Annotated in this window: 15 protein-coding genes and 1 pseudogene; 9 read left to right on the top strand and 7 right to left on the bottom strand. The window is 67.1% G+C overall.

Annotated features, from left to right (window positions below):
- Positions 1-128: 128 nt before the first annotated feature.
- Positions 129-2,261, bottom strand: coding sequence for a glycogen debranching protein GlgX (glgX, locus tag THSYN_RS21655; protein ID WP_100920955.1), 2,133 nt, complete (start codon positions 2,259-2,261; stop codon positions 129-131).
- A gap of 967 nt (positions 2,262-3,228) precedes the next feature.
- Here glgX and THSYN_RS21660 point away from each other — a divergent pair.
- From THSYN_RS21660 to THSYN_RS21670, 3 genes are read left to right on the top strand one after another with little or no spacing between them, the layout of a single operon-like run.
- Positions 3,229-3,630: a hypothetical protein gene (locus THSYN_RS21660; protein ID WP_100920956.1), complete on the top strand. Its 402-nt coding sequence runs from the start codon at positions 3,229-3,231 to the stop codon at positions 3,628-3,630.
- A complete protein-coding gene (locus THSYN_RS21665; protein ID WP_100920957.1) occupies positions 3,605-4,243 on the top strand; it encodes a hypothetical protein in 639 nt (212 codons plus the stop codon). Before THSYN_RS21660 ends, THSYN_RS21665 begins: the two co-directional genes overlap by 26 nt.
- Positions 4,244-4,303: 60 nt before the next feature.
- The gene (locus tag THSYN_RS21670) at positions 4,304-11,752 is read left to right on the top strand and encodes an NHL domain-containing protein (protein WP_100920958.1); all 7,449 of its coding nucleotides are present in this window, start codon (positions 4,304-4,306) and stop codon (positions 11,750-11,752) included.
- A gap of 1,245 nt (positions 11,753-12,997) precedes the next feature.
- On the opposite strand, the gene THSYN_RS21675 is transcribed toward THSYN_RS21670, so the two are convergent.
- Positions 12,998-13,294, bottom strand: coding sequence for a type II toxin-antitoxin system TacA family antitoxin (locus tag THSYN_RS21675; RefSeq protein WP_100920959.1), 297 nt, complete (start codon positions 13,292-13,294; stop codon positions 12,998-13,000).
- A gap of 492 nt (positions 13,295-13,786) precedes the next feature.
- Here THSYN_RS21675 and THSYN_RS21680 point away from each other — a divergent pair, with 492 nt between their 5' ends.
- The 3 genes from THSYN_RS21680 (at position 13,787) to THSYN_RS21690 (ending at position 14,889) form a co-directional block, all read left to right on the top strand.
- On the top strand, positions 13,787-14,044 hold the full coding sequence (locus tag THSYN_RS21680; protein ID WP_100920960.1) for a hypothetical protein: 258 nt from the start codon (positions 13,787-13,789) through the stop codon (positions 14,042-14,044).
- A gap of 187 nt (positions 14,045-14,231) precedes the next feature.
- Entirely contained in the window at positions 14,232-14,483 is a 252-nt protein-coding gene (locus THSYN_RS21685) for a ribbon-helix-helix protein, CopG family (protein WP_157817847.1), read from the top strand.
- Positions 14,461-14,889: a type II toxin-antitoxin system VapC family toxin gene (locus THSYN_RS21690; RefSeq protein ID WP_100920962.1), complete on the top strand. Its 429-nt coding sequence runs from the start codon at positions 14,461-14,463 to the stop codon at positions 14,887-14,889. Before THSYN_RS21685 ends, THSYN_RS21690 begins: the two co-directional genes overlap by 23 nt.
- Positions 14,890-15,017: 128 nt before the next feature.
- Here the strand turns inward: THSYN_RS21690 and THSYN_RS21695 are convergent, their stop codons facing one another.
- Together THSYN_RS21695 and THSYN_RS21700 are read right to left on the bottom strand one after the other, a co-directional pair.
- Positions 15,018-15,248 (bottom strand): PIN domain-containing protein, encoded by a 231-nt coding sequence (locus tag THSYN_RS21695; protein WP_100920963.1) that lies wholly within the window; start codon positions 15,246-15,248, stop codon positions 15,018-15,020.
- A complete protein-coding gene (locus tag THSYN_RS21700; protein ID WP_100920964.1) occupies positions 15,248-15,496 on the bottom strand; it encodes a type II toxin-antitoxin system Phd/YefM family antitoxin in 249 nt (82 codons plus the stop codon). Before THSYN_RS21700 ends, THSYN_RS21695 begins: the two co-directional genes overlap by 1 nt.
- 486 nt (positions 15,497-15,982) lie before the next feature.
- On the opposite strand from THSYN_RS21700, the pseudogene THSYN_RS36115 reads away from it, so the two are divergent.
- Both THSYN_RS36115 and THSYN_RS21710 read left to right on the top strand, forming a co-directional pair.
- A pseudogene (locus THSYN_RS36115) lies at positions 15,983-16,114 on the top strand (toxin-antitoxin system TumE family protein); the annotation flags it as partial.
- 153 nt (positions 16,115-16,267) lie between these two features.
- A complete protein-coding gene (locus tag THSYN_RS21710) occupies positions 16,268-16,639 on the top strand; it encodes an HVO_A0114 family putative DNA-binding protein (protein WP_100920965.1) in 372 nt (123 codons plus the stop codon).
- 278 nt (positions 16,640-16,917) lie between these two features.
- Here the strand turns inward: THSYN_RS21710 and THSYN_RS21715 are convergent, their stop codons facing one another.
- The 3 genes from THSYN_RS21715 to THSYN_RS21725 form a co-directional block, all read right to left on the bottom strand.
- Positions 16,918-18,081: an MFS transporter gene (locus THSYN_RS21715; protein ID WP_418219891.1), complete on the bottom strand. Its 1,164-nt coding sequence runs from the start codon at positions 18,079-18,081 to the stop codon at positions 16,918-16,920.
- A gap of 11 nt (positions 18,082-18,092) precedes the next feature.
- Positions 18,093-19,196: a chorismate synthase gene (gene aroC, locus THSYN_RS21720; protein WP_100920966.1), complete on the bottom strand. Its 1,104-nt coding sequence runs from the start codon at positions 19,194-19,196 to the stop codon at positions 18,093-18,095.
- A gap of 65 nt (positions 19,197-19,261) precedes the next feature.
- Positions 19,262-20,635 (bottom strand): TolC family outer membrane protein, encoded by a 1,374-nt coding sequence (locus THSYN_RS21725; protein ID WP_100920967.1) that lies wholly within the window; start codon positions 20,633-20,635, stop codon positions 19,262-19,264.
- Positions 20,636-21,170: 535 nt separating this feature from the next.
- Between THSYN_RS21725 and THSYN_RS21730 the strand changes: the two genes are divergently transcribed.
- Entirely contained in the window at positions 21,171-22,019 is an 849-nt protein-coding gene (locus THSYN_RS21730; protein ID WP_100920968.1) for a sirohydrochlorin chelatase, read from the top strand.
- Positions 22,020-22,195: the final 176 nt, after the last annotated feature.

Below are 22,195 nucleotides of genomic sequence, written 5' to 3' on the forward strand. Positions count from 1 at the left end.
GGACAAATGTAGGGTGCGCCGCGCGCACCTTCAGAGGCTGCGCCCGCGCGCCGCGGCCAGGGTCTCGGGTGGCGCCATGGTGCGCACGGCGCACCCTACGGCGGTGGCGCGGTCACTGGTTCGGGCACTTACAGCTCGCGGTACTGGAGACCAGACCCACCAACAACCACCGGCCGCCCCTCCAGCACCACCACGCTGCGCGCGCGCAGCACGAGCGGCCCCGGTGCGACCGGCCGCTGGTCCTCGGGCTTGGTCGCGTCGAGCAGCGCACCGGCCCCGGTGTCCAGGGCGCGATGCCAAAGCTGGCCGGCGAGCGGCGGCAGATCGAAGGGCTGCGCCGCCGCGGCCATGTTCATGGCGATGTACAGGGGCTCTTCCGCCGGTGTCAGGGGTGCCAGCGTGAAGGCCAGGGCCTGGGCCTCCGGGTCCGACCACGGCGGGTCACCGACCTCGGGACCGTGCCAGGTCACGTCCGGCTGGTCGGCCCCGTGCCGGGGCGCGCCGGCCAGGAAGCGGCGGCGCCGTAGCGAGGGATGGCGCTTGCGCAGCGCAATCAGGCCGCGCACGAAGCGCAGCATGTCGCGGTTGCTCTCCACCAGGGACCAATCGAACCAGCCGAGCGCGTTGTCCTGGCACCAGGCGTTGTTGTTGCCCGCCTGGCCGCGCAGGACCTCATCCCCGGCCAGCAGCATCGGGATGCCCTGGCTCAGGAACAGGAGCGCCAGCAGGTTCTTGGCCTGGCGGCGGCGCAGGTCCAGGATCGCGGGGTCGGCGCTCTCGCCCTCCACCCCGCAGTTCCAGCTCAGATTGTCGTCGGTACCGTCCCGATTGCCTTCCCGGTTGGCCAGGTTGTGCTTGCCGTTGTAGGAGACCAGATCCCACAGGGTAAAACCGTCATGGCAGGTGACGAAGTTGATGCTGTTGATGGGTTGGCGCAGATTCGCCCCATAAAGGTCGCTGCTGCCGGCGAGCCGTGTAGCCACCTCCGGGATCAGCCCCGGGTCGCCGCGCACGAAGCGCCGGATGCTGTCGCGGTAGCGCCCGTTCCACTCCATCCAGCGATAACCGGGGAATGAGCCGACCTGATAGAGACCGGCCGCGTCCCAGGCCTCGGCGATGATCTTGGCGGCGGCCAGGGTATCGGAGAGCTCGATCCCCCACAGCACCGGCGGGTGTTCCATCGGACGCCCGGTCCCGTCGCGCGCCATGGCGCTTGCCAGATCGAAGCGGAAGCCGTCCACATGCATCTCGCGCACCCAATACTCCAGGCAGTCCAGGATATAGCGGGCGACGAAGGGGTGATTGGCGTTGACGGTGTTGCCGCAGCCGGTGAAGTCGAGATACATGGACTTGTCGAGCTGATCCAGGCAATAGAAGGTCTCGTTGCCGAAGCCCTTGAAGGACAGGGTGGGACCACGGGCGTTGCCCTCGCAGGTGTGGTTGAACACCACGTCCAGGATGACCCCGATTCCGGCCTTGTGCAGGGCCCGCACCATATCGCGGAACTCCCGGCGATGGCTGCCCGACTGCGGCGTCACGCAGTAGCCGGGGTGGGGCGAGAAGAAGCCGAAGCTGCTGTAGCCCCAGAAGTTTTTCAGGCCCGCCTCCCCCACCGCCGCCGGTACGTCCTGCTCGTCGAAGGCCATCAGCGGCATCAGTTCCACATGGGTGATGCCGAGTTCCCGCAGATAGGGGACCTTCTCGACCAGCCCGGCGAAGGTCCCGGGGTGCTGCACGCCGGAGGAGGGGTGCCGGGTGAAGCCGCCCACGTGCAGTTCATAGATGATCATCTGCTCCGAGGGCACGCGCAACGTCGCGTCGCCGCACCAGTCGTATTCGTCGGCGAGCACCACGGCCCGCGGTGAATCATGCGGGCGGACACCCTCCACCGCACGGCGCGGGCGGTCCCAGTCGCAGATGTTCACCGCCCGCGCCCAAGGGTCCAGGAGTTCGATCGTGGGGTCGAAGCGCCAACCGTGACCGCGCGGGTCATTGGGTCCGTCCATGCGCCACGTATAGTGGGTGCCGGGCGGCAGGTCCACCACCAGCAGGTGCCAGGAAAAGAAGCTGTGATTGACCTCCGGGTCCAGGCGAATGACCTGGAAGGGCTTGGGGCTGTCCGCCGCCGCGTACAACAGCAACTCGGCCCCGCACGCGTGGCGGCTGTAGACCGAAAAGTTGACCCCGTGGTCCTCCAGCGTGGCGCCCGGCGGATAGCGACGCCCCGGAAGGGTGCGATAGGGACCGTGAAACTCGTGCATGATCCTGACCTGATTCGTTAGACCGCGTGCGAGGCGGGTAAGGCAAGGACGCGGAAGACTCAGGGGTACACGCAACGCCATGCAGTCGCTGACCCGGTCCGGGGGCTGCGCAGCAATGCGCGGCGCACCCGCTGTGTAGGCGCCCAAGCAATAGTATTTATTTGAGAAGTTCGCCCTGATCGCCGCGGATACAAGGGCGGATAGTTAAGCATAGCACGCGTCCTGCGGCGGGCGATGCGGAAAGCTGCCGAAGCCAGCCGATCCGCGGACGGCAGGTGCCCCGGCCGACCGCGGGGATGCTCCGCGACTCGGGGCCGCGTTCGCAACCATCAGGCGTCCACGGCTTGCGCCTTGGGGCCTAGGGCGGAACGCGCAGCGGTTCCGCCATCTTCGGGGGTGACGCCTCCCAGCCACTAAGCCAAGCCGCACGGCGACTGGGAGCGCCGCACCCCAGTGCGGCGAGGCCTCTGCTCAACCCGCGCCGCCGGGGTTATCCGCGAGATCGCGCCGCACTGGGGTGCGGCGCTCCCAGGCCGGGCCGAACCGGAAGTGAGGCTTAACTCAATGGCAGTGGGGTGACGCCTAAGGCTTTGATCGTAATCCCGGCCAGCGGAGTGCGTAGTCAGGGCTTCCAGCCCTGACGGTGTCAGGCCAAGATGGCCTGACTACGCACCCGGCGCGCCCAAGTGGCCGGAATCTTGATCGAGGCCACGCCTAAGACAACCCAATCCTCAACAAGCGGATCGAAAGATCGCATCGTGTACTGACCAGACGCACTCGACAACGCCCACTTGCGAAAAGCTCCCGTTTCTGCTAAACCATGCGCAACATCGGCTAGTCGGCAGCAAGTGATCCGCTGACCAAGGGCCGGTGTTTGACGCACCAACGCAACGCCATGGGGCCTGCAATCCAAGGTCGCCGCGGCCTTGTGCATTAGCACGGCAGCCGAGAGGACACATAAAGTGGAATGTCGCCCCCCCCCCCCCCCCGAGCCGCGGCCCTGCTCTTCCCGCTGGCCTTGGCCGTTGCGCCCGCGGCCCTCGCCGTCAGCCTGACCAACGGCGACTTCGCCACCGGTAACTTCACCGGCTGGACCCGCGATACCGACGGCGGCCCCGGCGGCAGTCCGGACTTCAGCATCGTCGGCCCCCCCGGCGCCTATGCCGCTCAACTCCAGGCGGACTACTGGTCCGACCCCGGCAATACCGCCAGTACCCCCGTGAACAACGTCCTGTTCGCCAACACCCTCGTGCAGGAACTGGACACCGCCCTGTCGCCGGGCGCCGCGATGCGCCTCACCTTCGATTGGCTCTTCACCGGCGAGGACGGCGACCCCGCGAGCGGTGACACCTTCTCCGTCGCACTCTAACGACGGCCAGGGCAACCTCTACGGCGCCGACGGCCTGCTCGGCTTCCTCATCGACCCCGGCCGCCTCTACGACAGCGGCACCTACAGCGCCGTGCTCGACCGGACCCGCTTCGGCAACCAGACCGGCTGGTTCCTCGAGGTCCAACTCGGCGTCGGTGTCGATGAATCAGGTCAGCCGAACGGCTTCGGCTCCACCGTCCAGTTCAGCAACGCCGCCCTGACCCAGTTCTTCGACGCCCCGGCCCCGGCCCCGCTCGCCCTGGTCCTGCTGGGCCTACCGCTGCTCGCGCGCCGCGTGCGGCAGAGGCGGGAGGGGACGGGGGAGGGGGTATCCACCCGTCACCGCTGCGGGACGGTGTATGCCCCACCAACCGCGGCGGGACGGGGTACGGGGCGGGAGTACGCGGCGGGACGGGGCATTCGCCCCGTCCCGAACGTTTATTCCGTCGCCGATGTGTGCCGCGGGCCCGCAGGACCAGGAGAAAACGTTTCGGACGGGGCGAATGCCCCGTCCGGCCCGGAGAGGTATCCACCGGCGCGGGACGGGGTATCCACCCCGTCCCTAACGTTTAATCCGTCGCCGCCCCCCGGAACAGCCCGGCAGGCCCGGTAAATCCCCCACCGCCACCAATCCCCAAGGCCGCTAAGCCCAGCCCCAGCCCAGGAGCCCGCCATGTCCACCGGATGCCCCGCCTACTGCGCAGACCCCTCGGGCCGCCGCCTGCTGCACAAGCCCCTCGCCTTCCTCGCCGCCCTCTGGTGGACCCTCCTCGCCGGCCTCGCCGCACCCCCGGCCGCCATTGCCGACTTCGCCCCCCGCACCGGCATCACCGTCGAGACCACGCTCCCGGTCTTCGACCGCATCAACAACCAATACAGCGTCTATGCCAACCTGCGCAACGACAGCCCCGCTCCGCTGACCGGCCCGACCCGCCTCGTCGTCACCCAATCGAGCCTCGCCGTCCAGAACGCCCAGGGCACCACGCCCGCCGGTGAGCCCTGGTTCAGCATCTCCGCCGCGCCGGACTTCAGCCTCGCCCCCGGGGCCCGGACCAACCGCCTGCGCATCGGCTTTCCGGCAACCCGCGCGAAACTGACCCACGGCTTCCGCGTCGAGACCGATGCCCCCAACCGGCCCCCGGTCGCCAACGCCGGCCCCGACCAGACCGCCGCCGTCGGCACCGGCATCACCCTGGACGCCGGTGCCTCCACCGACCCGGACGGCGATTCACTGACCTTCGACTGGTCCTTCCTCGCCCGCGCCCCCGGCAGCGCTGCCGTCCTCTCCAACCCGACCGCGCTCAACCCGAGCTTCACCCTGGACCGCTTCGGCAACTACGACCTCGGCCTCACCGTCACCGACAGCCACGGCGCCAGCGCCGCCGACAGCGTGACCGTGACGACGGAGAACTCCCAACCGGTCGCCGACGCCGGCCCCGACCAGTCCGTCTTCGTCGGCACCACCGTCACCCTGGACGGCGGCGCCTCCCACGATGTCGACCGCGACCCCTTGACCTGGCTCTGGTCGCTCACCGCCCCGTCGGGCAGCGCCGCGACGCTGAGCGGCGCCACCCTGAGCGCGCCGAGCTTCGAGGTCGACCTGCCCGGTGCCTACCTCGGCCAGCTCATCGTCAATGACGGCAAGCTCGACAGCGACCCGGACACCGTCACCGTCTCCACCGAGAACTCCCGCCCCCTGGCCTGCATCGTCGCAGTGCCGCCCGCCCAGGTGGGCACCGCAATCGACCTCGTCAGTTGCTCGACCGATGCCGACCAGGACCCGCTGACCTTCGCCTGGTCCCTGACCAGCGTCCCGGACGACGCCGCCCCGGACCTCTTCGACACGGCCGCCGCCACCGCCACCCTGGTGCCGGACCTGCCCGGGGCCTATCTCGTCCAACTCATCGTCTCGGATGGCAAGCTCGCGAGCGTCCCCCCCGCGACCCTCACCGTCACGGTCACCCCGCCGCCCCCCAACCAGGCCCCGCGGATCGACTCGACCGCGCCCGCCCAGGCCACCGTCGGCCAGCCGTATAGTTATGCCGTCGCGGCCACCGACGCCGACGGCGACACCCTGACCTACAGCCTGAGCGCCGGCCCCGCCGCCATGGCGATCGACCCCGTCACCGGCCTCATCCAGTGGACCCCGGCCGCGTCCGATGCCGCCGCCTCACCGGTCGCCGTCGGCGTGCGCGTCGTCGATGGCCACGGCGGCAGCGCCGCCCAGCCCTTTGAGATTACCGTCGCGTCGGGGACCGACCAGACCCTGGTCCCCACCCTGGTGGGCCAGACCAGGGCCGCCGCCATGGCCCTGGTCGCCGAGGCCAAGCTCGGTCTCGGCACCCTGAGCTACCGGCACGACACCGCGCACCCGGACGGCGAGGTGCTTGCCCAAGGCCTGGCGGCCGGAACCCTGGTGGACCTGGGGACCGCGGTCGATCTGAGCGTCTCGCTCGGCCCGGATCAGGGGTTGCCGCCCAATCCGGAGACCGTGGCGCCGCCGCTCGACCCGACGGTGACGACCCAATTCGGGACCGCCACCGAATTCCTCTACACCGGCCCGAACGCGGTCCAGACCGGTGTCGCCGCCGACACCATCGAGGAGCGGCGCGCCGCCGTCATCCGCGGCCAGGTCTTCGACCGCGCCAAGAACCCCTTGCCGGGCGTCACCATCCGCGTCCTGGACCACCCCGAACTCGGCCAGACCTTGAGCCGCGCCGACGGGGCCTTCGACCTCGTGGTCAATGGCGGCGGCCTGCTCACCCTGGTCTACGAAAAGGCCGGATTCCTGACCGCCCAGCGGCAGGTCCAGACGCCTTGGCAGGACTATGCCTTTGCGCCGGATTGCTCGCTGGTTACGCTCGATCCGGTGGTTACGGCGATTGACCTCAGCGCCCCCGCCGGCATCCAGGTCGTTCGCGGCAGCCCCAGCACCGACGGCGATGGTACGCGGCAGGCGACCATGCTCTTCACCCCTGGAACCACGGCCCAGATGGTCCTGCCCGACGGCAGCACCCAGCCGCTTTCGAGCCTGCATGTGCGCGTGACCGAATACACCATCGGCCCGGACGGGCCCCAGGCCATGCCCGCCAAGCTGCCGCCTACCAGCGGCTATACCTACGCGGTTGAGATCAGCGCGGATGAGGCGCTGGCGGCGGGTGCTACGTCAGTCGCTTTGAGCCAGCCCGTTCCTTATTATGTCGAGAACTTCCTCGGCTTCCCGGTCGGGTCGCCGGTGCCGGTGGGGTATTACGATCGGATCAAAGGGCAGTGGATTCCGGCGCTGAATGGGCGGGTGATCAAGGTCGTCAGCGTCACCAGCGGGATGGCCGATCTGGATACGGACGGCAATGGGACCGCGGATACCCCGGCGGTCTTGGCGACGCTTGGTATCGACAACGCCGAACGGGTCAAGCTCGCGGAGATCTATAGCGCAGGGCAAAGCCTGTGGCGCGTCCCGCTGGACCACTTCACGCCTTGGGACTGTAACTGGCCCTATGGTCCGCCTGCAGGGGCGGACGGGCCTGATGGCCCGGTGGCCGGCCCGGATCAACCAGACCCGAAAGACGACTCCTGCAAGCTCGGCGGCTCGATCATCGCCTGCGAGCCCCAAACCTTGGGCGAGGCGGTCCCAATCACCGGCACGCCCTTCAGCCTGCACTATCAGAGTCAGCGTACGCCAGGTTATGCGGCCGGCCGGAGCCTCAAAGTCGATCTGACAAAGGCCGTGTTACCGCCCGGTGTCAAGCGGATCAAGCTCGCTATCTGGGTTGGTGGCAGGAGGCTCGATCAGACCTTTACGCCGCTGCCCAACCAGCGCATCGCCTACACTTGGGACGGCAGAGATGCCTTTGGCCGGCCCGTGGCCGGCAAGCGGAAGGCCAGTGTCACCGTGAGCTATGTGTACGATGCCGTCTACTATGCAAGCCCAACAGCCTTTACGCGGAGCTTTGGCCTGACATCTGGCCAGCCAACGACTATTCGGCGCCAGGGTTCGGAGATCGGTCTTGAACAGACCTCAGAGGTTGAGTTGGGCGCTGCTGGTGCGGACGGAGCGGCCCTGGCTAGTTGGAGTTTGAGTGCACACCATCGCTTGGATGCGGCGCGGGGCTTACTGGTGAGGGGAGACGCGACTGAGAGTCGCGCCGATGCCTTCGGAGCGAACATCACGACCGTGGGCGGCAATGGCACCCAGGGCTTCTCCGGCGACGGAGGGCCAGCGACAGCGGCGAGCCTGCGTAACCCATCAGGTATTGCCGTCAGCGCCAATGGTGACCTCTATTTCTCGGATCGACTCAATCACCGTGTCAGGCGTATTGATCTGAATGGAGTCATAACAACCATCGTTGGCACTGGCACCCCGGGCTTTTCCGGAGACGGCGGGCCGGCAACTGTAGCGAAGCTAAATTCGCCACTTGGCCTCGCTTTCAACTCCGATGGCGCCTTGTTCGTCGCGGACTACTCCAATCACCGAATCCGTAGAGTAGGAAAGGACGGCGTCATTACAACGGCAGCTGGCACTGGCGTCGCTGGATTCTCCGGTGACGGAAGCCCTGCGAGTTTAGCGACCCTAAATTACCCAGAGGCTATTGCTATCGGCTCCGACGGTAGCTTTTTCATTGCAGACACAGGCAACCAGCGCATCCGACGAATAGGAATGGATGGTATCACTACCACCTACGCAGGCAACGGCGTTCCGGGATTCTCCGGCGATGGCGGTCCAGCTATCGAGGCGAGCCTGCATGGCCCAAGCGATGTGCAAATCGGCTCTGACGGCGCTGTTTTAATCTCAACCTACTTTAGTAATCGTATCCGCCGGGTGGCACAAGACGGCACCATCACCACAGTGGCGGGCAGCGGGGCATCAGGTTTCTCAGGCGACGGTGGCCCAGCAACCGAAGCAGCGATGCAGGGTCCGTCTGGACTCGCAATAGGCTCTGACACTGCGGCGTATGTGGCAGAGTACGGCGGTAATCGCATCCGGCGTGTCGGTCCGGAGGGACTGATTTCTACGCTGGCGGGCAATGGTGCCGCAGGGTTCTCCGGCGACAGTGGTCCTGCGATGGCTGCGCGAATCAACGGCCCAATGAGTGTCGCCATCGCATCGGACGGTTCGTTATACATCACGGATTATTCAAACCACCGCATCCGCCGTGTCGCGGCAACCCCTGGGGGATTCTCGCTGTTCGCCGCTTCCGCCGACGGAACCGAAGTCTACGAGTTCGATCAATCCGGCCGACACCTGCGCACCCAAGACGCACTAACCGGCGGCACGCTCCATACCTTCGGTTACGACCCGAAAGGGCGCTTGATCTCCATCACCGATGGCTCCAGCAACATCACCCGGATCGAGCGCAACGGCGCGGGCGACCCCACGGCGATCATCAGCCCCGAAGGCCAGCGCACCGAATTGACCCAGGACGCCAACGGCTATCTGGCGACGATCACCAACCCGGCGGGCGAAGCCCACCGGATGGCCTACACCACCGACGGCCTCCTGACCCGCTTCGAGGACCCGCGCGGTCAGGCGTCCAACATGACCTACGATGCAGCCGGGCGGCTGGTGCAAGACTCGAATGCCGCGGGCGGCAGCCAGACCCTCACGCGCACGGTCCAGGAAAGCCCACCCGGAACCGCGGTCACGGTCACGACGGCCGAGGGCGCTGCCACCGTCTACAAGCTCGAAGACCTCACCATCGGCGACCAACGCCGCACCGTCACCCAGCCGGACGGTACCCAGACCGTCTCCGTCACCGGCACCGACGGCAAGACCACGAGCACCGCGGCGGACGGCACAGTCTCCTCCCTTACCCGCGGACCCGACCCGCGCTTCGGCATGTCCGCCCCGGTAACCAGCCAGACGGTCGTGACCCCCGGCGGCCGGACCGCGACCATCGCCACTACGCGCAGCGCGAATCTCACCAACCCGAACGATCCGCTGAGCCTGGTAACCCTGACCGACACCGTCACCACCAACGGCCGCGCCTCCACCAGCCTCTACACCGCCGCGAGCCGCACCACCACCAGCACCAGCCCGGCGGGCCGGGTCTCCACGACCGTCAGCGACACACTCGGCCGCCCGACCCAGACCCAGACCGCGGGTCTCGAGCCCGTCGCCTACACCTACGACACCCGCGGGCGCCTGGAGACCCTCACCCAGGGCACCGGCCCCGAGGCCCGCGCCGTGACCTTCGCCTACGACACCGACGGCTATCTGGCAGGCATCACCGACGCACTCGACCGCACCGCCGCCTTCGCCTACGACCTCGCCGGGCGCGTCACCCGCCAGACCTTCCCCGATGGTCGCCAGGTCCAGTTCGGCTATGACGCCAAGGGCAACCTGACAGCGCTGACGCCCCCCGGCCGACCCGAACACGGCTTCAGCTACACCCCGGTGGACCTGACCGCCGACTACACCCCGCCCGAGGTCGGCGCCGGCACCAACAGCACCCACTACAGCTACAACCTGGACAAGCAACTCACCCGCGTCCTGCGCCCGGACGGCCTGTCCGTGGACCTCGACTACGACACCGCCGGACGCCTGAAGACCCTCACCGTCCCCGAGGGGACCCTGAGCTACGGCTATCACGCGACTACCGGCCGCCTCAACCGGATCACCGCCCCGGACGGCGGCGCCCTGGGCCTCACCTACGACGGCTCACTCCTGACCGGCGCCACCTGGACCGGCACGGTCGTCGGCAGCATCGGCTTCGGCTATGACAACGACTTCCGCATCGCCTCCGTCAGCGTCAACGGCGCCAACCCCATCGCCTACCAATACGACCCGGACAGCCTGCTCACCCAGGCCGGGGCACTCACCCTGACCCGCAATGCCCAGCACGGCCTGCTCACCGGCAGCACCCTGGGCCGTGTCACCGACACCTGGACCTACAACGGCTTCGGCGAACCCAAGACCTACGCCGCCGCCCAGGCCGGCGCCGCGCTGCTCGACATCGGCTACACCCGCGACAAGCTCGGCCGTATCGTCGAAAAGACCGAGACGATCGGCGGCGTGACCAGCACCGATGGCTACGGCTATGACGACGCCGGCCGCCTGGTGGAGGTCAGAAAGGACGGCGTGGTCCAGACCACCTGGGGCTATGACGACAACGGGAACCGGACCCAGGTCAATGGGCTGGAGGTTGCCCACTATGACGATCAGGACCGGTTGCTCGACTACCAGGGGGCCGGCTATGCCTATACTGCCAACGGGGAGTTGCTGACCAAGACGCAGGGGGCCAGCGTCACCCGCTACGGCTACGACGTGCTCGGCAATCTGCGGCAGGTTACGCTGCCTGGCGGTACGGTCATCGACTATGTCACCGACGGCAAGAACCGGCGGATCGGCAAGAAGGTCAATGGCGTCCTGACTCAGGGCTTTCTCTACCAGGACCAGCTCAAACCGCTGGCGCAACTCGATGGTGCCGGCAACATCGTCAGCCGGTTCGTCTACGCCACCCGGGTCAATGTGCCCGATTACATGGTGAAAGGCGGCGTGACCTACCGGCTCATCACCGACCACCTCGGCAGCCCGCGGCTGGTCGTCAATGCCGCAACCGGCGCGATCATACAGCGGATGGATTATGACGCCTGGGGCAACGTGCTGCTCGACAACAATCCGGGGTTCCAGCCGTTTGGGTTTGCTGGGGGGGTGTATGACCGGGATACGGGGCTGGTGCGGTTTGGGGCGCGAGATTATGATGCAGGGCTGGGTAGATGGGTAGTGAAAGATCCGATCTCATTTCTCGGTGGTGCAATGGGACTTTACTCCTACGTCCTAAGTGACCCCGTGAACGGAACCGATGCTAGCGGCCTGTCCGCGCTGGACCTGTATCAGCCCTGGGATCTTGGTAACGGCCTGCAAGACTATTATGATCTGGTCAATCCAGGTATAGACGACTCAACGATCATTGATCGCATTGAGGATTCTTCGCATAAATCCAAACGGCCAGCCAAAGTCTGCGATATAGATTGGACCCATCGTATCCCATCACCCGACATTAACATTAAGGATGCCTTGCGTAACCCGCTAGATGCGTTGCGGGATGCGTGGAAGCACTACACCGACTGGGATACGTATCGGCGCGGGGAGTATGGCGCAAAGCTGAATTACCGATTCTGACTGTCAAGCTTTCGAGCCGGACGGGTATACTTCGAGCCAGACGGGGCATGCCCCATCAACCCCGGCGGGACGGGGCATTCGCCCCGTCCCGAACGTTTATTCCGTCGCTGACCATTGGTATGAGCCCGCAGATCCGGAGAAAACGTTTCGGACGGGGCGAATGCCCCGTCCGGCATCCTGCGTGAGCGTTCGCGCGTGACAGGCTGCAACATCGGCGTCCGCGGGCGGGACCGAGCCCGCGTCGGGCAGAACTCGCGCCAGACGGGAGATGCCCCATCAACCACGGCGGGACGGGGCATTCGCCCCGTCCCGAACGTTCATTCCGTCGCTGACCGTTGGTATGAGCCCGCAGATCCGAAGAAAACGTTTCGGACGGGGCGAATGCCCCGTCCGGCATCCTGCGCGAGCGTTCGCGCGTGACAGGCTGCAACATCGGCGTCCGCGGGCGGGACCGAGCCCGCGTCGGGCAGAACTCGCGCCAGACGGGAGATGCCCCATCAACCACGGCGGGACGGGGCATTCGCCCGGTCCCGAACGTTCATTCCGTCGCTGACCGTTGGTATGAGCCCGCAGATCCGAAGAAAACGTTTCGGACGGGGCGAATGCCCCGTCCGGCACCCTGCGTGAGCGTTCGCGCGTGACAGGCTGGAACCTCGGCGTCTGCGGGCGGGACCGAGCCAGCGTCGGGCGGAACGCGCCAGCAGTTCCGCCATTCGAGCCGGACGGGGTATATCCCATCAACCGCGGCGGGACGGGGCATTCGCCCCGTCCCGAACGTTCATTCCGTCGCTGACCGTTGGTATGAGCCCGCAGATCCGGAGAAAACGTTTCGGACGGGGCGAATGCCCCGTCCGGCATCCTGCGTGAGCGTTCGCGCGTGACAAGCTGGGCCTTGATCATAACCCCGGCCGAGCCGCACCGGGGAGCGCACGCGCGCGCGTGAGTCCGCTCGGACGATGGGAGCGCCGCACCCCAGTGCGGCGCGGCCTCGCAAGCGAACGCAGCGTTGCGTTCTGCGGATAGGCCGCTCCCCACTGGGGTGCGGCGCTCGGCGAACCCGCGTAGGGCGGAACGCCGAAGGCGGTTCCGCCATCGGGTCTACTACTTCTGCAATGATAAAACCAACGTCAACGGGTTGGTCAGTGATGCGACGAAACCGTGATGCGTATAAAAGGCGGCAGCCGTCTCCGAAGGAAAAGCGGTCGATCCGATGCGCTTGGGTCAGTGGTGCGGGAGCTTCCAGACTCACTGCTTCCAAGGACTCGGGGCCTGCATCAACCGGTCGAAGCCTTCGCCGCCAGGCGGCTGGTCAAGCACTGTCAGGAACTGTTCATAGGTCTGCCGATCGACCCTGACGAGGGTCTGATCGAGCAAGGCTTCCTCGGCTGCCCGCCGGGCGGCGTCGATCATGAATTCGGCGCGTGACCGACCCTGGCTCTTGGCCGCTTGATCGATCAGGTCGCGGATAGCTCTCCGCACCCTGAGGTTGACAGGTAGAGTCAGGGGCTCAGCGTTGGCCGTGGTTGGGGGTAAGGAGGGCATCTGACACCTCGCCTCAGGTTGCGCGCCGTTTGGTCTGGACATTGTATGCTTGTTCTTGGTGATATCGCTCCTGGGGTGTCGCGCGCCCGAGCAGCTTCAGCCGCGACCAGGCCACGGCTGCGTGCGAGAGCGCGTCGCGGCTGAAGCCGCTCCCACCGGGTCCCGGCCTCCACCCGACGGGGTTCGTGCGGGCCGGACGGGTGTCCCCGAGTGGGAGAGGGCGTTTGCCTCGCGCCGGACGGGGTATGCCCCATCAACCCCGGCGGGACGGGGCATTCGCCCCGTCCCGAACGTTTATTCCGTCGCTGGCCGTTGGTATGAGCCCGCAGATCCGGAGAAAACGTTTCGGACGGGGCGAATGCCCCGTCCGGCATCCTGCGTGAGCGTTCGAGCGTGATAGGCTGGAACCTCGGCGTCTGCGGGCGGGACCGAGCCCGTGTCGGGCGGAATCGGCAAACGCGAGCTGAAGCGAGAACGCTATCTGGACTGATCATGACAGACCAACCTGTTGCTTCTATTCAATTTGTCGTCTGTATCGACAATCGCGACTATCCCGCGTCCCTCGAACTGCACAAGATCTACCCGGTCGTTCCCGACGAGGACGCGCTGGCCGATGGGGATTTTCGGGTGATCGACGAGAGTGGCGAGGATTATCTCTACGCGGCCGACCGCTTCGTGGCGATCTCAATCCCGCTCGAGGTCCAGAAATCGATCGATCGCTCGATCCCGCGGCGGGCGGGACGCGGCTGAGCCCGGGTCGGGCAAAACGCGATATCGGTCAGTGGTGCGGGAGCTTCCAGACTCACTGCTTCCAAGGACGCGGGGCTTGCATCAACCCCGCGGGCAGAACGCCGCAGGAAGTTGCGCCATCTGCTCTTGCCAACTTGGACGCGGCGTGCTGCACTACCGTTATCCAGTCAAGTTTGAGGGTCAACACATGCCATCGGTACGCATCGACGAGGAGACTCAGCGGCGCTTGAACGAGGTCTGTCGCCGCCACGGGTGCAGTAAGAGCGATGCGGTGAAGCGCAGCTTGGATGCCTGGCTGACCAGCCCGGAGCCGATGCCCGACGACGCCTACGTCCTCGGCGCGGACCTCTTCGATCTTGGGGGTGCCGCTGAGCCGCCGACGGATCCGCTGCGGCGGCAGATCTGGGAGCGCTTGCATGCCAAGTACCGTTCTGGTTGACACCGGCTTTCTCGTCGCCCTGTTCAATGCCAAGGACCCACTACACGCAAGCGCCAAGGCGGTGTTGGCTCAGACCCTCAGACCCGAGCGGGTCCTGTTGGTGAGTGTGTGGCCGACGGTCGTCGAAACCTGCTTCTTCCTTGATGTCCGCGGCAAGACCGCGTTCTTGGAATGGATTCGGCGTGGTGCCCTGCGGCTACGCCACATTGAGAATGAACACCTGCCGACCATCATGGCGATCCTGGACCGCTTCGGCGAGCATGAGATCGATCTGGCAGATGCCTGCTTGGTTTGGCTGGCTGGGATCGAGCGCAGCAACCGCATCCTGACGACGGATCGGCGCGACTTCGATATGCTTCGTACACCAGACGGACGGCCCTTTGAGCGTATCTGGCTCAGTCCCTAGCCCGCGTAGGGCGGAACGCGATAGCGGTTCCGCCTTTCGGTCCGCGGGTGATGGCGGATCGCCCTGCGGGCATCCGCCCTACGGCATCCGCCATTTCGGCGGGTGGCTGATGGCTGGAATCAGCGCCATTACGGGACCGTCAGCAAGTCCGTTGATACGCCATGTTGGTTAGCCGCCGCGGCCAGTCCGACGTCGAAGGTGGCGAGGCGCGTCCCCAAGCGTGTGCATACGGCGCAATGCAATGCATCGCCGGCCCGCAGCGCAATCGCGCTATGGTCAGACATTCCCGCGGCGACAGCGAAATCCTCTGATTCGAGATTCACCACCTGCAAGCGCAGTGCGCCGAGATAGCGACGCATCAGAAACGCGCGTCGGCCCGCATGTCACCGACAAATTGACCGGCACCGGCACCGCTATGCATGGGCTGCCCGTCGACGAATGCGAACAGTTCGGCGAGATCGAATTGCGGGACCCGGACCGCGGGTTCCGCCACAATGCGCGCGATTGCAACACCGCGCCGTGTAATGATGACCTCTTCGCCCGCTTCAACCTGGGCCAACACGGCAGACAAACGCGCCTTCGCCGCCGCCACGCTGAGTGTTTGCATCAGTACCTCCAGACGAGTTGCTCATCTGACTATATCATGACGGGGGTCAAGGTGGTGCGCCGCGGCTGGTCCTTGGTTTCCGCTTGTCGGCGGGGGGCGGAACGCGCTGGCGGTTCCGCCATTTCGGTGCTCAGCGCGTATGGTCCGCTGCGCGGACCGGTGTTGGCGCTGGGGTGCTCCTGCGTCGCGCCGCCCCACCGGTGCCGACCGGTCCGCACGGCGGACCCTTGTATGTTCTGTTCCCAGGGATTGACAGGGACGGTTGATACACGGATGTTGCGGAGAGTGCCCGGGAAGCCGTCGGACCCTACGGGGCTTGATCGGTATGGCGTCCTTGATCGTCGTTGCGGTCCCCAGGGGACAGGAGGCCGATACTTTACCCTGATGTCGCGCAGCGGCGCTGTGGGAGCGGCTTGCGCCGCGACGAGGCCGCGGCAGCGTGCGAGACGGTTGCGAACCTGCCCGCTATTGCCTATCGTGCAAGGGATGAAGGCCAGGCGCATCATTGAGTCCAAAGAGGTCTGGCCCGACGGCACCCTGGTGCAATTGGTGGTCTGGCGCTTACCGGCGGCCTCGACGGAGCGCCCGCACGGGCTGAAGTACCGCTTGTACTGCGGGCGCAACGGGCGCTGCCTGGTGCGTTACGACAACGAGGCGGGCAAGGGGGACCACCGGCACGCCACCTGCGCGAGGGGCCCTATCTGTTCACGACCCTGTCGCGGCTGCTCGCGGATTTTCGCGCCGACGTACGGCGCCTGGCGGGAGATGCTTATGTCTAAGGCGATTGTCGAGATCCCGCGTCGCGGAGAGTATTTCCAGCGGGCATTGGAGGTTGCGGCCCTGGTGGACGCTGGTCAGGCGGTGCCGGAGGCGGATTACCACCTGGGCTACTCCAGCGCGGCCCAACTCTTTGGCGAACTCACCCCGGTGCGCCTGGCGCTGCTGGAGGCGCTCAAGGGGCTGGGACCCGCGTCCATCGAGGCGCTGGCTGGACGCCTGGGGCGCAACGAAACCGATGTGCACGCCGACACGCTTGAACTGTTGGACCTGGGGCTGGTGGAGAAGACTGGCGCGGGGCTCCTGTGGGTGCCCTGGGAGGAGATTCAGATCCGCGTGAACTTGTGCGGGGCCCAGGCGGCATGACTGCGGGCCCGCGGGTCCGCGACACGGAATAGAACTTCGAGCCGGACGGGGTATGCCCCATCAACCGCGGCGGGACGGGGCATTCGCCCCGTTCCGAACGTTTATTCCGTCGCTGACCGTTGGTATGAGCCTGCAGATCCGGAAAAACGTTTCGGACGGGGCGAAAGCGCCGTCTACAATCTTGCGTGAGGGTTCGAGCAACTCCTCATAAATCGACGGATCGGTTTTCATGTCATCCTCTGCGCTGCCGCCCACGGCGACAGGATAGCCCAGGATAATCAGTACCGCCGCCCCAAATCCACCCAACGCCACGCCGCCCAAAGCCCCAAAAGCGCGGCGATGGCCCCCACCCCGAAGGCCGCGAAGGGCCCTGGCGTGACCCACAAGGCACCGCCGATCAGGCTGCCGGCCGCGCCGCCCGCACCGAAGCTCAGGCTGTTGTAGAGGGCCTGGCCGCGCCCCTGGGTGGGGCCCGGAAAGTAGTGATGGATGAGATGGATGGCGGCGACATGAAAGGTGCCGAAGCTGGCGGCATGGAGACTCTGGGCGAGGACCTGGAGCGGCAGGCTGCCGATGAAGGCGCCGATCAGGAGCCAGCGCAGCGCCCCCAGCCCCAGGCTCCAGAGCAGCACCCGGCGCGCCCCGAAGCGCCGCAGCAGGCGATGCATGATCAGAAAGACCAATACCTCCGCCACCACCCCGAAGACCCAGAGCCCCCCCATTGCCCCGGTCGAATAGCCGGCCGACTTGAGATAGATCGAGTAGAAGGCGTAATAGATGCCGTGGCTCAACTGCATCAGGAAGCAGGCCCCGAGCAGGGCCCGGACCTCGGGGCGGCGCAGCAGCAGGCGCAGCGCCGGGGCGGGACCGGCCCCCGCGGCGGGCGGGCTGTCGGGGACCAGCAGGGTGCTGAGCAAGGTCCCCAGATACAGGGTCAGGACCCACAGCGGCACGCTCGCCAGCGACGCCTGCTCCAGGTGCAGACCGAGCGCCCCGACCACCAGGATGAAGCCCACGGACCCCCACAGACGCACCCGCGCGTAATACGCCGGCCGCACCCCCAGGTGATTGAAGGTGACGGACTCCAGGAGCGGCAGGGAGGCGTTCCAGAAGAAGCTGAAGAGCGTCATGGCCGCCGCCATGGTCCAGAACCCATCGGCGATGAAGACGCTGCCGAAGACCAGCACGGTGCCCAGGTTCGCGAGGCGCACCAGCGGCATCCGCCGGCCGGCGCGGTCCGCCCAGTGCCCCCACAGCAGCGGGGCGACGATCTTGGTGGCCCCCAGGATCGCCATCAACTGGCCGACCGCCAAGGCATCGAACCCACGCGACTGGAGATACAGGCCCCAGTAGGGGACCAGGGCGCCCAGGGCGGCAAAGTAGAAGAGATAGCTGGCCGAGAGGCGCCAATAGGGCAGCGCGCCCCCGGCATCGGCGGCCATGGTCGCGGGCTTCAGCGCGGTGCCGCGGCCGGGATCGGCGGGGTGGGCGGGGTTACATCGCCGTTCTGGGCGCGCTGGCGCAGCCAGTGGTCCAGCAGGACGATGGCGAGCATGGCCTCGGCGATCGGGGTGGCACGGATGCCGACGCAGGGGTCGTGACGGCCGGTGGTGATGACCTGCGTCGCCTGGCCGTCGGTGCCGATGGTGCGCCCCGGCAACCGCAAGCTGGACGTGGGCTTGAGCGCGATGCGGGCATAGATGTCCTGCCCCGAGGAGATCCCGCCCAGGATGCCCCCCGCATTATTGGACAGGAAACCCGCCGGGGTCAGCTCATCGCGGTGCTCGGTGCCCTTCTGCTCAATGCAGGCAAAGCCCGCCCCGATCTCCACCCCCTTGACCGCATTGATGCTCATCAGGGCGTGCGCAATGTCGGCGTCCAGCCGGTCGAAGATCGGCTCACCGATCCCGGCCGGGACCCCGCTCGCCACCACGGTGACTGCCGCGCCGATGGAATTGCCCTCCCTGCGCAGTGCGTCCATGTAGGCTTCCAGTTCAGGCACCGTCTGTGCACAGGGGCAGAAGAAGGGGTTGCGCCCCACCTCCTCCCAGTCGAACCCGCGGGGTCGGATCGGGCCGAGTTGGGAGAGAAAGCCCCGCACCAGGACGCCGCAGCGCTCCCACAGGTACTTCTTGGCAATCGCCCCCGCCGCCACCCGCACCGCGGTCTCCCGCGCCGAGGACCGGCCGCCGCCGCGGTAGTCGCGCCGGCCGTATTTCTGGTCATAGGTGTAATCGGCGTGACCGGGGCGATAGCGGGCGGCGAGGTCCGCATAGTCCTTGGAGCGCTGATCCTCGTTGCGGATCAGGAGCCCGATCGGCGCCCCGGTGGTCAGACCGCCGAAGACCCCGGAGAGGATCTCCACCTGATCGGACTCACGGCGCTGCGTGGTATGGCGCGACTGACCGGGCTTGCGCCGGTCGAGATCCCGTTGCAGGTCCGCCGCGCACAGTGCGAGCCCCGGCGGGCAGCCGTCCACGATCCCGCCGATGGCCGGGCCATGACTCTCACCGAACCCGGTGACGACGAAGAGTTTGCCGAAGCTGTTACCTGACATTTTGGGGTTCGGGGTTCGGGGTTCGGGGTTCGGGGGTCGGGGGTCGGGGGTCGGGGGTCGGGTCTTCAGTACGCCGGCGGCGCGACCTTCTCGGCCGGATTGAGCCAGGCATTGCCCTTGGCCAGGACCTCGCGGGTGAGGGTACTGGTCGCCTGGTGGAGCTTGACCCCGTTGATGATGTATTTGTACCTGGAGGTCAGGTACTCGAACTCCGCCTGGAAGTATTGGCGCTGGGCCGTGAGCACGTCCACCTGGGTGCGGGTGCCGACCTCCAGGCCCGCCTGGGTGGATTCCAGGTTGGAGCGGGTGGAGAGCACGGCCGCCTGCCGCGCCTTCACGGCCTCGATGCTGGACTGAATCCCGCGAAAGGCGTCCTTGACCTGCTGATCCACCTTGCGGCGCGTCTGGTCCAGTTGGTCCTGAGCGGCACGGAAATTGTAGCCTGCCTGACGGGTGCGTGACGCCACGGCCCCGCCCTGGTAGATCGGCACCGTCAGGGTCAGGCCGACGAAGCCGGTATCGGTGTTGCTGCCGATCTCGGCCCCGGAGCGGACCACGTCATAGCCCGCCTGAAGGTCCAATTGGGGATAGAACCCGGACTTTTGGATTTCGATGTTGGTCTTGGCGGAGGCCGCCGCATCGCTCGCGGCGATGATCGAGAAGTTATTGCGCTGGGCGCTGTCGGCCCAGACGCTGACCTCGTTGGGTTGCGGCGGGGCCAGCGGGAGCTTGTCGCCGAGCCGGGCCAGCGGTATGCGGATGGGACCCACGATCACGCGCAGGGCCTCCCAGGCGTTGTCGAGCGCGGTCTGATAGTTGATCAGATTGGCCCGGGACAGGTCATAGGCCGCCTGGCTGTTATTGACGTCGGTAATCGCCACCAGGCCCACGTCGAAGCGCTGCTTGGACTGCTCCAACTGACGCTCGTCCGCCCGCAGATTGGCCTCCCCCACCGTCACCGCGTCCGCCGCCGTCAGGACGTTGAAATAGGCCTCCGTGGTGCGCACCATCAAATCGATCTGGGCATTGCGATACAGGGCCTCCGCCTGGGCGATCACGGTATCGGTCTGCCGCAGGGTCATCCAATGGGCGCGGTTGTAGACCGACTGCTTCACCAGCGCCTGACCGGTCTGGGTGCTGAAACGGTCGTTTTGACTGAAGCTTACGACATTGCCCCCGACGTTCGAGCGGCCGTTGGAGGAGAAGTCGTTGTAATTCGCCTTTCCGGTCAGCCCCACATTGGGCAGCATCGGGGCTATGGCCTGGGGCCGGACCTCCTTGGTGGCAAAGAGTTTTTGCTCCGCCTCACGCAGCAGCGGATCGCTCTGGACCGCCAGGTCGTAGATCTGGATCAGGTCGTCGGCGCGCGGCAGGCACGGGGCCAACAGGGCGGGCGTGACCACGAGGGCGGCGATCAGGGAGGGTAGCGGTTTCCGCATCACGAGAGTCCTGGTGCTGGGGGCGGCGGGGTCCGTCGACCTTCAGACCCGCGAGTATAGGCGAGGCGCCCGACCGGGCTCAATGCGAACGGACATGGCGCCCCGCGTCCAGTGCCGCAACCGGCAACCTAAGATAATGACGAACAAGACACTTATGTCACCTGGACGCTCAGCATAGCACACGATGAAGCGTCCCCGCCGGTGCTTGCGACCAGCGCCGCCCCCCGGACGCGGAGGGCCGGCCCGGACGCCGATGCTCTTTAGGGTGACGATGGGCAGTCCGGTCAGCGCGTCCAGTGCCGAGAGGCGCACCAGGGCGTCACCCGCGCGCTTGGTCGCCGGATGGTTGCGCACGCGCCCACACCACCTCGCGTTCGCTAGGGCTTATGGAAATAGTCCACCGCGCCCACCTCCAGGCCATGGCGTTCGTCCTCAGGCCCACCCGCGCGCGCTGATGAAGGTCCGATTGCTTTTGCCAACCGGCGGGGCCACGTCAGGACCACCCGCCCCGGCCGCCGCCCCAGCCCCAAGCCCCATGCCCGCCACGCTCCTACTCGACAACGGCTCCTCCCGCCCTGAGTCCACGCGGGCACTGCGCCGGCTCGCCCGCGCCCTGGCCGAGCGCAGCGGGCGGGCGGTGCACCCGGTGTCGCTCCTGCACGCGGACCAGGTGCCCGCCGAGGCCCTGGGCGGGCACGGCGCGGACACCCTGGAACCCTGGCTGCGCCGCGCCCTGGCCGCCGGCCGGCGTGACTTCCTGCTCATCCCACTCTGGTTTGGACCCAGCCGCGCCCTGACCCGGTTCATCCCCGAGCTGACCGCCCAACTGCGCCGCGAACGGGGCCCCTTTGAACTGCGCTGCACCCCGGAACTCTGCCCCCTGCCGGACGGGGAGCCGCGCCTCACCGAGATCCTGCTCGGGAACATCGAGCGCGCCGCCGCCGCCCTGGGCCTGGCCCCCCGGCGCCTGGTCCTGGTCGACCACGGCTCGCCCATCCCGGCCGTCACCGCCGTGCGCACCTGGCTCGCCGCCCGGCTGCGCGAGCGGCTCGGCCCCGGCGTGGTACTCGATGAGGCGGTGATGGAACGGCGCCCCGGCCCCGACTACGACTTCAACGGCGACCTGCTGGAGACCGTCCTGCACCGACTCGCCGCCGCGGACCCGGCAAGCCCCGTCCTGCTCCCGCTGCTCTTCCTCTCCCCCGGGCGCCACGCCGGACCGGGCGGTGACCTGGGCGCCATCTGCGCCCGGGTCGAGTCGGCGGTCCCGGGCTTTCGCGTCTACCCCACGGCGTTGGTCGGTGCCCACCCGGGGCTCATCGACATCCTCGCCGGGCGGATGACCGCCTCCGCCCGTCCGGCTGAAGCCTCGACCTCCGGTTGAGGCTTAATCGCCCTGGGGCTTGAGGCCGTACCCTGAACCCCAGGCCGGAGCGCGGTGGGGGCGGCTTGAGCCGCGCCGCGAGTGCGCACGCGGCCCTGGCCGCGGCATGGCTGAAGCCGCCCCCAGGCCCGCCTTTCATCCTCCGGGCCTGTGACATGCCTTGCCCATATACGGGT

Origin of the sequence: Candidatus Thiodictyon syntrophicum, assembly GCF_002813775.1 — a bacterium.
In the GTDB taxonomy this organism is placed as follows: Bacteria; Pseudomonadota; Gammaproteobacteria; order Chromatiales; family Chromatiaceae; genus Thiodictyon; species Thiodictyon syntrophicum.